Annotated in this window: 12 protein-coding genes; 11 read left to right on the top strand and 1 reads right to left on the bottom strand. The window is 73.0% G+C overall.

The window, feature by feature from the left end:
- Positions 1–42: 42 nt before the first annotated feature.
- Complete coding sequence (locus EJG53_RS21360; protein ID WP_125046160.1) at positions 43–1221, bottom strand: pyridoxal phosphate-dependent aminotransferase; 1179 nt, start codon at positions 1219–1221, stop codon at positions 43–45.
- A gap of 273 nt (positions 1222–1494) precedes the next feature.
- On the opposite strand from EJG53_RS21360, the gene EJG53_RS21365 reads away from it, so the two are divergent.
- From EJG53_RS21365 to EJG53_RS21415, 11 genes are all read left to right on the top strand, one after another.
- Positions 1495–1767, top strand: a complete 273-nt coding sequence (locus EJG53_RS21365; RefSeq protein ID WP_031005107.1) for a hypothetical protein — start codon at positions 1495–1497, stop codon at positions 1765–1767.
- Between the two features lie 382 nt (positions 1768–2149).
- Positions 2150–2668 (top strand): DUF2617 family protein, encoded by a 519-nt coding sequence (locus EJG53_RS21370; RefSeq protein WP_031005105.1) that lies wholly within the window; start codon positions 2150–2152, stop codon positions 2666–2668.
- 140 nt (positions 2669–2808) lie between these two features.
- On the top strand, positions 2809–4464 hold the full coding sequence (locus tag EJG53_RS21375; RefSeq protein WP_244955264.1) for a spermidine synthase: 1656 nt from the start codon (positions 2809–2811) through the stop codon (positions 4462–4464).
- A 301-nt stretch (positions 4465–4765) separates the two neighbouring features.
- Positions 4766–5530, top strand: coding sequence for an SRPBCC domain-containing protein (locus tag EJG53_RS21380; RefSeq protein ID WP_125046161.1), 765 nt, complete (start codon positions 4766–4768; stop codon positions 5528–5530).
- A gap of 59 nt (positions 5531–5589) precedes the next feature.
- Positions 5590–6429 carry an aldose epimerase family protein gene (locus tag EJG53_RS21385; RefSeq protein WP_125046162.1) on the top strand — a complete coding sequence of 280 codons (840 nt, stop codon included), beginning with the start codon at positions 5590–5592 and terminating at the stop codon, positions 6427–6429.
- 66 nt (positions 6430–6495) lie between these two features.
- Entirely contained in the window at positions 6496–7038 is a 543-nt protein-coding gene (gene pyrE, locus EJG53_RS21390; RefSeq protein WP_125046163.1) for an orotate phosphoribosyltransferase, read from the top strand.
- A gap of 204 nt (positions 7039–7242) precedes the next feature.
- Positions 7243–8265, top strand: coding sequence for a class II fructose-bisphosphate aldolase (fbaA, locus tag EJG53_RS21395; RefSeq protein WP_125046164.1), 1023 nt, complete (start codon positions 7243–7245; stop codon positions 8263–8265).
- A 1063-nt stretch (positions 8266–9328) separates the two neighbouring features.
- Positions 9329–9742 (top strand): DUF3151 domain-containing protein, encoded by a 414-nt coding sequence (locus EJG53_RS21400; protein WP_031005093.1) that lies wholly within the window; start codon positions 9329–9331, stop codon positions 9740–9742.
- 225 nt (positions 9743–9967) lie between these two features.
- Entirely contained in the window at positions 9968–10816 is an 849-nt protein-coding gene (locus EJG53_RS21405) for a tryptophan 2,3-dioxygenase family protein (protein ID WP_125046165.1), read from the top strand.
- Positions 10809–11993: a kynureninase gene (gene kynU / locus EJG53_RS21410; RefSeq protein WP_125046166.1), complete on the top strand. Its 1185-nt coding sequence runs from the start codon at positions 10809–10811 to the stop codon at positions 11991–11993. The genes EJG53_RS21405 and kynU overlap by 8 nt, the downstream gene beginning before the upstream one ends.
- The gene (locus EJG53_RS21415; RefSeq protein WP_125046167.1) at positions 11990–12772 is read left to right on the top strand and encodes an alpha/beta hydrolase family protein; all 783 of its coding nucleotides are present in this window, start codon (positions 11990–11992) and stop codon (positions 12770–12772) included. The genes kynU and EJG53_RS21415 overlap by 4 nt, the downstream gene beginning before the upstream one ends.
- Positions 12773–12802 lie beyond the last annotated feature (30 nt).

Consider the following 12802-nt stretch of genomic DNA (forward strand, 5'->3'; position numbering starts at 1 on the left):
GGCCGGGTGGGTGGTGTGGAGGGGGCCGGGGCCTGGATGCCGTCAGAGGGCGCGGAGGCGGTCGACCGCTTCTTGAAGGACCTTCTCCTGCTTGCAGAAGGCGAAGCGGACGTACGGTGCGCCCTGGTCCTGGTGGTCGTAGAAGACGGCGTTGGGGATGGCCACGACGCCGGCGCGTTCCGGGAGAGCGCGGCAGAAGGCGAAGCCGTCCTCTTCGCCGAGGGGGCGGATGTCGGTGGTGACGAAGTACGTGCCGGACGGGCGGAAGACGCGGAACCCGGCGGCGGCGAGGCCGTCGGCCAGGAGGTCGCGCTTGGTCCGCAGGTCGTCGCGCAGGCCGGTGTAGTAGCTGTCGGGCAGGGCCAGCGCCTCGGCGACCGCGTACTGGAACGGGCCGGCGGAGACGTACGTGAGGAACTGCTTGGCGGAGCGGACGGCGCCGACCAGCTCCGGGCTCGCGGTGACCCAGCCGACCTTCCAGCCGGTGAAGGAGAAGGTCTTGCCGGCCGAGCCGATGGTGACGGTGCGCTCGCGCATGCCGGGGAAGGACGCCAGCGGGAGGTGTTCGCCCTCGAAGACGAGGTGCTCGTACACCTCGTCGGTGATCACGAGGAGGTCGCGTTCGCAGGCGAGGCGGGCGATCTCGGTCAGTTCGGCGCGGTCGAGGACGGTTCCGGTGGGGTTGTGGGGGGTGTTGAGGAGGATGAGGCGGGTGCGGTCGGTGATGGCGTCCCGCAGCTCGTCCAGGTCGAGGGAGTACGTACCGTCCTCGGCGGACGGGCGCAGCGTCACCGGGACGCGGGTGCCGCCCGCCATCGCGATGCACGCGGCGTAGGAGTCGTAGTACGGCTCCAGCGCGATCACCTCGTCGCCGGGCTCCAGCAGGGCGAGCAGCGAGGCGGCGATCGCCTCGGTGGCCCCGGCGGTCACCAGGACCTCGGTGTCCGGGTCGTACGCGACGCCGAGGTGGCCGTAGAAGCGGTGCTGGTGCGCGGCGACGGCGGCGCGCAGTTCGGGGACGCCGGGGCCCGGCGGGTACTGGTTGCCGCGACCGTCGCGCAGTGCGCGGACCGCCGCCTCCCTGACCTTCTCCGGCCCGTCGGTGTCGGGAAAGCCCTGTCCCAGGTTGATCGATCCGGTGCGCAGGGCGAGTGCGGACATCTCGGCGAAGATCGTCGTACCGAACTCGGCGAGGCGGCGGTTGAGCAGCGGTCGTGACATGTCCGCCATCCTCCGCCGAACCTCTGGACTTCCTCAACTGTGCTTTGCGGCCGCCGGGGTCCGGGCATGACCCCCGCACCGATGACACGGCGCGGAACCGGACGGCCCGAAAGAGGACGCCGGATCCGGAGTGGATCAGCGTGGACCGGAGAGGGATCAAGGACACGGACGACCCGTAGGACACCTACGACGGCGCTCCGACCGGGCCGGGGACACGGCGGCGGGCGGAGCGGGTGCCTCGCTTCGGGGGACGGAAAGGAGTGTGGGGCGACGATGGGTTTTGTGGTCTTCCTCGTGATCTGTGTGGTGGTCGCGGCCCTGGTGGTCACGGCGGCGCAGAGCCGCGACGGCGGTGGCCGCCGCAGCCTCGGCAAGCGCGGGCGGGACGGCACCGGCTGGTGGGTGGCCGGTGACCCGGGCGTGGGCGGCGGGCACCACCACGGGCACTCCTGCGGCGGTTCGATGTCGTGCGGCGGCGGTGGGGGCGGTGGGCACCACTCGTCGTCCTGCGGGGGTGGCGGGGGCTGCGGCGGGGGCAGTTCCTGAGGGGCGGCGGCGCAGGCTTCGGGGTACGTCGACGGCAGCTCCCGAGGGGCGGTCGGAAACGGGTTCCGGGGCAGTCGCCGACGCGTGGCTGCCCCGTACACATGCAGGGGGCCCATGCAGGTCCGCATATGCGCCCAGCAGGGTCAACGGGCCCTGGGGAGTGGGATGTTGAACAACTGAACTGAGTGGCCCTCTGAGGGATGGAAACCCGGCGAAGATGGGTAAAAACGCTGTGGGCCCCGCTCGTTTCATGATTCCCTCTCCCTAGAGAATCCCAGTTCTCGGACCCCACGTGGGCACGAGCCGGCAGACAGTCGTAACCCTGATCCCGTCTCCGGGGCAGGCCGGCCCACCATCCACTGCGTGCTTGCGGAGCCGACCCATGCTCACGACCCTGAAAACGGCCTACACCGATACCCGCGCATCCGACCTCGCCTGGGCACTCGGCCGGGAGCCGCTGCCGGCCCTTGCCGTGCTCGACCTCCAACTCGCGGACGCCCACGTACAGTTGAGACTGCTCGGAGCCTCGCACCAGGTGCTCCTGGAGGAGGAGCGCGGCACCTGCTCCGAAACCGTCGCCTGCATACCCGGCAGCAGCACCCCGCTGCCGCTGGGCGTGGCGAAACGCATCGGCGACTGGGAGTACGAATTCGCCGCCCATGTCGAGACGCTCTCCCGGGGCTCGTTCGCCGGGCGCGCCCAGGAGCTGCTGGCCCTGGTCGCCGAACACCCTCTCGGCCTTGCCGGAACGTTCCCGGGCTCGCCGCACGCGTTCACCGCGATGCTGGCCCAGCGCGAGGACGGCCAGGTGCGCTGGCGTACCTGGCACGCCTACCCGCAGGAGGGGCGGCTGGTCGCGACGCGTACGCGGGTCGGGGTCCGGGTGGCGGCGGCCATCTGAGCGGCGATTCCCGCGGGCGCTTCTACCGGCTCGCGGGCCGGGCCGGGTGTGCGTCGCGCTCCAAGTCGCCCGTGTGGGACGCGCACTACGCTCGTGTGGGTGACATAGGGCCACTCGGTCGTCACGTAGCGTTGCACGACATGATCGACCCGCCTGATCCAGTCCACCGCGGTTCCCCCGAGCCGCCCGAGGCGGGGAGTCCGGCGCGGCTGCCCGTACCCGCCGGACTCGGCCGGCTGCTCGTGCTGGCCACCGTCTTCGTCTGCGCCGCCTGCGGCCTGGTCTACGAACTCGAAATGGTCGCCCTCGCCTCCTACCTGACCGGCGACTCGGTCACCCAGGCATCCGTCGTGCTGTCCGTCATGGTCTTCGCCATGGGCATCGGCTCGCTGCTCGCCAAACGGCTCCGCTGCCGGGCGGCCGTCGGCTTCGGCGCGCTGGAGGCGGTCCTCGCCCTCGTCGGCGGCTTCTCCGCGATGGCGCTCTACGCCTGCTACGCCTGGTTCGGCCAGTCCCGCTCCGTCCTGGTCGCCTTCTCGCTGGCCATGGGCATGCTCATCGGCGCCGAGGTACCGCTGCTGATGACGCTCATCCAGCGGGTCCGCCGCCAGGACGCGGGGGGTGCGGTGGCGGACCTCTTCGCGGCCGACTACGTGGGCGCCCTGGTCGGCGGACTCGCCTTCCCCTTCCTGTTGCTGCCGGGGCTGGGCCAGATCTCCGGCGCCCTGCTCACCGGTTCGGTCAACGCGGTGGCCGGCGGCGGGCTGGTGCTCTGGCTCTTCCGCAGCGACCTGTCCGTACGGGCCCGCTGGGCTCTGATCGCCGCGAACGTGCTGGTGCTGGCGCTGCTCGCCGCCGGGACGGTCCTGGTGCCGCCCTTCGAGCGGGCCGCGCGGGACGCGGTGTACGGGTCGGCGGCGCGGGTCGCGGTCCGTACCGGCATCCAGGAAGTCGTGATCACGGGCGGTACGGACCCGGACGCCGCGGACCCGGACACCACGCGCCGGGCCGGGACCGCGGACCAGCACCTCGACCGGGCCGGCCGCCACGGGGCAGCAGGCCCCGCACCGGACTCGGCGAAGAACGGTGCCGGAGCCGGCGGCCCACTCGGCCTCTACCTGGACGGCCGCCTGCGGGCCGGCGCGGAGGACGACCACCCGTACCACGAAGGGCTGGTGCACCCGGCCATGGCGGGCGGACCGCACCGCCGGGTCCTGGTGCTCGGCGGCGGCGACGGCCTCGCCGCCCGCGAGGTCCTGCGCTACCCCGGCGTCACGGCCGTGACCGTCGTCGAACTCGATCCGGACCTGGCCCGCCTGGCCCGTACGGACCCGGGCCTGTCCGCGCTCAACGGGCACGCGCTGGACGACCCGAGGGTCCGCGTGGTCACGGGCGACGTGTTCGAGTGGCTGCGGCAGGGCGGCGCGGCGGCCCGGAACGGCGGTCCGTACGACGTCGTGATCGCCGACCTGCCCGACCCGGGCAGCACGGCCAGCACCAAGCTCTACTCGCAGGAGTTCTACGGCCTCGCGTCCCGCGCGCTGGCCCGGGGCGGCCGGCTGGCGGTGCACGCCGGAGAGCCCACGTCCCGGCCCCGGACGTTCTGGACGGTCGACGCGACCGTACGGGCCGCGGGCCTGAGCACCGCCCCGTACCGCATCCCCGGCCGGACCGTCCCCCGGACCCCGCCTCGCACCGGCGCGCCGGAACGCTCCTGCGGAACGGGCCACCCCACCGGCCACCGCCGCGCCTGCGGCTGGGGCTTCCTCCTCGCGGCCCACCGCACCCCCGCCTGACCCTCGCCCCGGACGCCCCCGTCCTGCGCTCCCTGACGCCCGCCGCCCTCCGGTCCGCTGCCCGCTCCCTCGCCCCCACCCGCGTGCCCGGCCTCCCGCCGTCAACGCTGATGCACCCACGCCACCTGGACTGACCGGGCCGAACGGGACCGGCCCCCGCCCGGCCCGCCGGCGCTCCACCGGCCCGACGCCGACGCCCGGCGCGGCGATCCGCCCCAGCCCCGCTCCCCGTTCGGCCACGGGAGAAAATTGGTGCCGGACCGGGCACGTGTGCCGGGAGGGCTGGGTAGGCTCCCATGCCATGGAGCACGAGGTGTACGTTCCGTTTCCCGTCGAGACCGTGCGGCAGGCGCTGGCCGAGCCGGAGCGCGTGGCGCGCTGCATTCCCGGGTGCCAACTCGACGCCGACGCGGACCCCGGCACCCCCGGCGGGCGGCTGCGGCTGCGCATCGGGAGTTCCACCATCACCTACCGCGGCACCCTCACCGTCACCCTGCGCGGCGCCGACACCGTCCTGGTCGAGGCGAGCGGCATGGAGTCGCGGGGCGACGGCTCCGCCGAGCTGTCCCTCACCGTGCGGCTCGCCGCCGGGCCCGACGACTCCGCCACCACGGTCCTGAGCTGCGCCGGTACGGTCACCAGCACCGGCCGCCTCGCGGAAGCCACCGCTCAGGCGGCCGAGTCCGCCGGACGCCGGGTCCTGGACCGCTTCGCCGCCAACCTCGCGGCGGACCTCACCGATACCCCGCCGGACACCCAGGACAGCGGCACGCCCGCCACCGCGGCCCTCTTCGACACCGAGGTCCCGCCGCCGTCCCTCGACCCGCTCACCGACACCGACGACCAGGACGGCACACCGCCCGCCGAGGCCGCGCACGCACGGCGCACGATGATCGGGCGGAGCGCCGAGGAGGTCGACCACGCACCGCCGCGCGGCCGGTACGCGCCGGTCCCCGCCCCCCAGTCGGCGACGACCTCCGCCACCCTGCGCTGGGCGGCACCGGCCGCGGCCCTCGCCCTCGCGTCGGCCGTCGTGGTGGGCCGGGTGCTGCGGCGACGCCGCTGAGCCGTGGCGCGCGCCCGCCGTACCGTGTCGGCTCCCCGCCTCCCCGTTAGGGTCGGACCGTGAGTGACAACGACACGCGAAACGTCGCGCAGGGACAGGTACGGCTGGCCGCGGGCGACACCGAAGTGACCGTGGACCCGGCCAACGGCTGCCGGCTCGCGAGCCTGCGCATCGGGGGTACGGAACTGCTGCGGCAGGGCGCCAAGTACGGCTCCTTCCCGATGGTGCCGTGGTGCGGCCGCATCGAGAACGGGCGCTTCCGCAACGGCGGCGAAGTGCACCAGATGCCGGTCAACTCCCCGCCGCACGCGATCCACGGCACCGGCCGCAACGTCGCCTGGAAGACGGCCCGCGCGGACGACACCAGCGCCGCGTTCACCTACGAACTGCTCGACCCGGACGCCGCCCCCTGGCCGTACCCGGGCCGGGTCACCCAGGTGGTCGAGCTGGCCGAGGACGGCAGCTCCCTCACCCTGACCATGGGCGTCGAGGCGAGCGGCGACTCCTTCCCCGCCCAGGCAGGCTGGCACCCGTGGTTCCTGCGCCGCCTGGACGGGGGCGGCGAGGACGTGAAGATCGACTTCACCGCCGCGTGGCAGGAGGAGCGGGGCGACGACCACCTGCCCACCGGACGGCGCATCGACCCGCGGCCCGGCCCCTGGGACGACTGCTTCGGCATGCCGGACGGCGTGGACGTCGCCCTCACCTGGCCGGGCCGGCTGGAGCTGAAGGTCACCAGCGGCGCGGAGTGGGTGGTGGTCTACGACGAGCAGGACGAGGCGGTCTGCGTGGAGCCGCAGTCCGGCCCGCCCAACGGCCTCAACACGCTGCCGCGCCTGGTCACGCCCATCGACCCGCTGGAGATCTCGACCACCTGGACCTGGCGCACCCTGAGCTGACCCGGCCTGACCCACCCGCCGACCGGCGTCCGGCCGGGCCCCGGCACACGCTCTAAGCTCGTGCGCATGACTGACGACGTACGCGGCGATCTGCTGCAGCAGATCAAGGACAAGGCCGTGGTGCACGGCAAGGTGACGCTCTCCTCCGGCAAGGAGGCCGATTACTACATCGACCTGCGCCGGATCACCCTCGACGGAGCGGCCGCGCCCCTCGTCGGGCGGCTGATGCTGGACATCACCGCCGACCTGGACTACGACGCGGTCGGCGGGCTCACGCTCGGTGCCGACCCGGTCGCGGCCTCGATGCTGCACGCCGCCGCGGCGCGCGGTCGCCGGCTGGACGCGTTCGTCGTCCGCAAGGCGCAGAAGACGCACGGCATGCAGCGGCGGATCGAGGGCCCGGACATCAAGGGCCGCCGGGTCCTGGTCGTCGAGGACACCTCCACCACCGGCGGCTCGCCGCTGACCGCCGTCGAGGCGGCGCGCGAGGCGGGCGCGGAGGTGGTCGCGGTCGCCACGATCGTGGACCGCGGGGCGGAGTCGGCCATCGCCGACGCGGGTCTGCCGTACATCACCGGCTACCGGCTGGGAGACCTCGGCCTCGCCTGAGCCCTCGCCGGTCTCCTGGCTCTGACCAGCGCTTATCGCAAACGGGTGGTTGGTTTCACGTGAAACCGGCCACCCCTTTGTGTGCCGGTGGCGTGTACGGGATGTGGAGCAAACCGCCGAGTCTGGGAAGATGAGCTACGGCGATGTCGTCGCCCCCTGGTCAGGGCCAAGAACGCACACCCGCACATCACAAGGAGCGGACAGATGCCCATCGCAACTCCCGAGGTCTACAACGAGATGCTGGATCGGGCGAAGGCAGGCAAGTTCGCCTACCCGGCCATCAACGTGACCTCGACGCAGACTCTGCACGCAGCGCTGCGTGGTTTCGCCGAGGCCGAGAGCGACGGCATCGTCCAGATTTCCACCGGTGGTGCGGAGTTCCTGGGCGGCCAGCACAACAAGGACATGGTGACCGGCGCGGTCGCGCTGGCGGAGTTCGCGCACATCGTCGCGGAGAAGTACGACATCAACGTCGCGCTCCACACCGACCACTGCCCCAAGGACAAGCTGGACGGCTACGTCCGTCCGCTGCTGGCCGTCTCCGAGCAGCGGGTGGCCAAGGGCCAGAACCCGCTGTTCCAGTCCCACATGTGGGACGGTTCCGCCGAGACCCTGGCCGACAACCTGTCCATCGCCCAGGAGCTGCTGGCCCAGGCGGCCGCCGCGAAGATCATCCTTGAGGTCGAGATCACCCCGACCGGTGGCGAGGAGGACGGCGTCACCCACGAGATCAACGACGAGCTGTACACCACCGTCGACGACGCGCTGCGGACCGCTGAGGCGCTGGGCCTGGGCGAGAAGGGCCGCTACCTGCTCGCCGCCTCGTTCGGCAACGTGCACGGCGTCTACAAGCCGGGCAACGTCGTGCTCCGCCCCGAGCTCCTCAAGGACCTCCAGGAGGGCGTGGGCGCCAAGTACGGCAAGCAGTCCCCCTTCGACTTCGTCTTCCACGGCGGCTCCGGCTCCACGGCCGAGGAGATCGCCACGGCGCTGGAGAACGGCGTCGTGAAGATGAACCTGGACACGGACACGCAGTACGCGTTCACGCGTCCGATCGCGGACCACATGTTCCGCAACTACGACGGCGTCCTCAAGGTCGACGGCGACGTCGGCAACAAGAAGACCTACGACCCGCGAAGCTGGGGCAAGCTCGCCGAGGCCGGCATGGCCAAGCGCGTCACCGAAGCCTGCGCCAACCTCCGCTCCACCGGCACCAAGATCAAGTAACCCTCCGGGTCCCCGGCCCCGGCCCGCCTTCACGGCGGCCGGGGCCTTCGTGCGCGTGGGTGTGGGCGCGCGTTGTGCGCGGAGGGTTCGGTGGGTGGGGGCTCGGGGTTCCTCCGGGGTCACTCCTCGGCACCGTGGACCGCAACGTACCTTCACTAGGCAACGCAGAGGCCCGGCTGCCTGCGGGGAGACCCCTGCGGGACCCCGAGCCCTGGCCGTCGAGCGGCTATCGGAGCGATCGGGCTGGGGCTTTCACAAGCCCAAGCGAAAGCCGGCCCGGTGGGGGCTCGCGTTGTGCGCAGTGGGTTCGGTGTGTGGGGGCTCGGGGTCCCTCCGGGGTCACTCCTCGGCACCGTGGACCGCAACGTACCTTCACTAGGCAACGCAGAGGCCCGGCTGCCTGCGGGGAGACCCCTGCGGGACCCCGAGCCCCGGCCGTCGAGCGGCTATCGGAGCGATCGGGCTGGGGCTTTCACAAGCCCAAACGCTCCCGGTTCGGGGCTCGCGTCGTGCGTGATGGGCCCGGTGGTGGGGGCGCGGGCGGCTTCCCGCGTGTTCGGGCTGGGGCTTTTACAAGCCGGGCGCGTCAGCGGCGCGGGAGCCCCGGCGCTCCGTCCTCCGGCGCGTCAGCGCCCGATGGCGCGGCGGAGCCGCGTCGGGGTGGGCCAGCCCCGGCGTGCGCATCTCATCGCCGGGGAGGGGCCTGCCGTACCGCCACCACCTCGTGAGCCTCACCCCTAGGTAAGGCGCCCCCCTGCGTCATCGAAAACTTCCCCCCACCGACCTCGGCTCGCCAATCCGGCCCGAGGGGGCGTGTAGGGGGCCATCCCCGCAGGCAGCCGGGTGTCTGCGTCACCGAAAAAAAGTCACGTCGCGGTGCACGGTGCCGAGGAGTTGGCCCCTGCGCGCCCCCGCCCCACCACGAAACCAATGCGAACCGAACGTCAACACCACACACCCCCGCGCGCAGCGCGAAACGTCCCCCGACACCGGGGTGAACCGCCACACAAGGCCCAGCCCCCTGAGGTACGTAATCGACTGGCCCCTCCGGGAAGATGGGAGCATGGCCATTCATCAGAACCTCCTAGGGGGCCCGCCCCCCACCGAACTCCCCGACGACCCCGAGCCCCGCGAGCTCCTCGCCTCGGGTGCCGCGCCGGCGGACGTCGCGGCGAAGTATCCGACCTCCTCGCTGGCCTGGGCGCAGCTTGCCGATGACGCGTTCCAGGCGGGCCGTACGGTCGAGTCGTACGCGTATGCCCGTACGGGTTACCACCGGGGCCTGGACGCGCTGCGCCGGGCCGGCTGGAAGGGGCACGGTCCGGTGCCGTTCGAGCACGAGCCCAACCGGGGCTTCCTGCGTGCCCTGCACGCGCTCGCCCGTGCCGCGCAGGCCATCGGCGAGCAGGAGGAGTACGAGCGGTGCTCCACGTTCCTGCGGGAGTCGTCGCCGACGGCGGCCGACACCCTTTCGTAGGGCGCTGAGCTGCGCTTCCGGCTGACCGCCGGGACGGAATCGAGGCCGGCCGCGCATGCGCGGCCGGCCTTTCGCACGCCGTGGGCGGCCTCTTGCGCGCCCTCCGCGGAGCACGGATGATGCCAGTGGGCCGGAAGATTCCGTGCCCGAGGGGACCGGGGCTCCGTTTGCCGACGGGAAGGAGCGGACCGCTACCCGGAAGCCAGCAGCATCGAGGAGTTCCTCATGTCGCAGCAGTCCGCCCCGCAAGCCGCCGAGGTCCGGCGGCCCGATCTGAGCATCGGCAGTACGGGGACGACGCCGTACGAGGATTACGTCCACGCGGACGTGCTCACCCACCTCCAGCATCCGCTGTCCGACGATCCGGGCGAGATGGCGTTCCTGGTGACGACCCAGGTGATGGAGCTGTGGTTCACGGTCGTGGTGCACGAGTGGCACACCGCCGCGCAGGCGTTGCGCCGGGACGACCTGCCGGCGGCGATGGAGGCGCTGGAGCGTTCGACGCACCAGTTGGAGGCGCTGAACGCGGCGTGGAAGCCGTTGGCGCGGCTGACGCCGGCGCAGTTCAACGCGTTCCGGGGTGCGCTGGGGGAGGGTTCGGGGTTCCAGTCCGCGATGTACCGGCGGATGGAGTTCCTGCTGGGGGAGAAGTCGGCGTCGATGCTGGTGCCGCACCGGGGCGCGCCGCGTGAGCACGCCGAGCTGGAGAAGGCGTTGCAGGAGCCGAGCCTGTGGGACGAGGTGCTGCGGCTGCTGGCGCGCCGGGGGTACGGGATACCCCGTGAGGTGCTGGACCGTGAGGTGACGGCGCGGTACGAGCCGGACGCGCGCGTCGAGGCGGTGTGGGCCGAGGTGTACGCGGGGCCGCGCGACGGTGAGCTGGTGCGGCTCGGTGAGGCGCTGACGGACGTCGCGGAGCTGGTGTGGCGCTGGCGTAACGATCATTTGGTGGCGACGCGGCGGGCGATGGGAGCCAAGATGGGGACCGGCGGTTCGGCGGGTGTGGCATGGCTGGAGAAGCGGGCCAGCAAGAACGTTTTTCCGGAGCTGTGGACGGCGCGCAGCCATGTCTGACCCGGCGGAGCGCGCCGCGGCGCTGGACGAGAAGGACGAACTCCGCCCCGTACGGGAGAAATTCGTCCTGGACGACACCGTGTACCTGGACGGGAACTCGCTGGGCGCGCTGCCCGGCCACGTACCGGCCCGCGTCGCCGACGTGATCACCCGGGAGTGGGGCGAGCTGCGCATCCGCTCCTGGGAGGAGTCGGGCTGGTGGACCGCGCCGGAACGCGTCGGCGACCGGATCGCCCCGCTGCTCGGCGCCGCGCCGGGGCAGGTCGTGGCGGGCGACTCGACCAGCGTCAACGTGTTCAAGGCGGTGGTCGGCGCGGTACGGATGGCGGGCGCGGGCCGGGACGAGATCCTCGCCGACGAGGCGTCCTTCCCGACCGACGGCTACATCGCGGAGTCCGCGGCGCGTATGACGGGCTGCACCCTGCGGGCCCTGCCGGCCGAGCGGATTCCCGGCGAGGCCGGGCCCCGGACCGCGCTCGCGCTGGTCAACCACGTCGACTACCGCACCGGACGGCTCAACGACCTGCCCGGCATCACCGCGGCCCTGCACGACGCCGGGGCCCTGGCGGTCTGGGACCTGTGCCACAGCGCGGGCGCGCTGCCGGTCCGGCTGGACGCCCACGGCGTCGACCTCGCGGTGGGCTGCACGTACAAGTACCTGAACGGCGGTCCGGGCGCGCCCGCGTACCTGTATGTGCGCGAGGAGCTCCAGGCACGCTTCGACTCGCCGCTGCCCGGCTGGAACTCGCACGCCGTGCCCTTCGGCATGGACCCCGCGTACGCCCCGGCCGACGGCATCACCCGGGGTCGCGTCGGCACGCCCGACATCCTGTCCATGCTCGCCCTGGAGGCGGCCCTGGACGTCTGGGACGGCGTGTCCGTCGAGGCCGTACGGGCCAAGAGCCTCGCGCTCGGCGACTTCTTCCTGGAGTGCGTGGACACGCACGTACCCGAGGGACGGGTGCGTTGCGTCACCCCGCGAGAGCACCCGCAGCGGGGCAGCCAGATCGCGCTGGCCTGCGCGGACGCGGGTGCGGTGATGACGGAGCTGATCCGGCGCGGGGTGGTCGGCGACTTCCGCCACCCCGACGTGCTGCGCTTCGGCTTCACGCCGCTCTACACGTCCTTCGCGGACGTGGCGCGGGCCGCGCGGGTGCTGGGCGAGGTCGTGGGGTGAGCGGTCCGGGCGCAGCGGCCGAGGAGGCGGCGCTGCTCGGCCTCGCGCCCGTGGCGCCCGACGCGACGCTGGCGTACGGGCCGCACCCGGACCAGGTGATCGACCTGTACGGGCAGCGGAACGCGGGGCCGGTGGTGCTGCTGTTGCACGGCGGTTTCTGGCGCGCGGCGTACGACCGTACGCATCTGTCGCCGCTCGCCGCGGAGCTCGCCCGGCACGGGCTGCCGGTCGCGCTGGCCGAATACCGCCGCTCGGGCGCGGGCGGCGGCTGGCCGCACACGTACGAGGACGTGGTGGCCGCGACGGCCGCGCTGGAGCGGCCCGTGGTGGCCGTGGGGCACTCGGCGGGCGGGCACCTCGCGCTGCTCCTCGCGGCGGCACGGCCGGACCACCCGGACCGGCCGGACCGCCCAGGCCCGGACGCGCCACGCCGGATCATCGTCGTGGCCCCCGTCGCCGACCTCGCGCACGCCCATGAGCTGGGACTGAGCGACCGCGCCGTGGCGGAGTTCCTGGGCACCGGGCCCGGATGGGCGGACCGGCTCACCGCGGCGGACCCGGTACGCCGGCTGCCGTGTACGGTCCCCGTGACGGTCCTGCACGGCACCGCCGACCCCGACGTGCCCATCGGGCTCTCCCGCCGCTACGTACGGGCCGCCGAGGCCGCCGGCGGCACCGCGCCGCACCTGCGGGAGCTGGCCGGAACCGGCCACTACGCGCCCGTCACCCCCGGCACCGCCGCCTTCCGCGTCCTCCTCGACACCCTGCGTAGTACTTGAGGAGGACGGCCCCAGATCCGCTCAGGAGGG

The organism is Streptomyces chrestomyceticus JCM 4735 (assembly GCF_003865135.1).
Classification (GTDB): Bacteria; Actinomycetota; Actinomycetes; order Streptomycetales; family Streptomycetaceae; genus Streptomyces; species Streptomyces chrestomyceticus.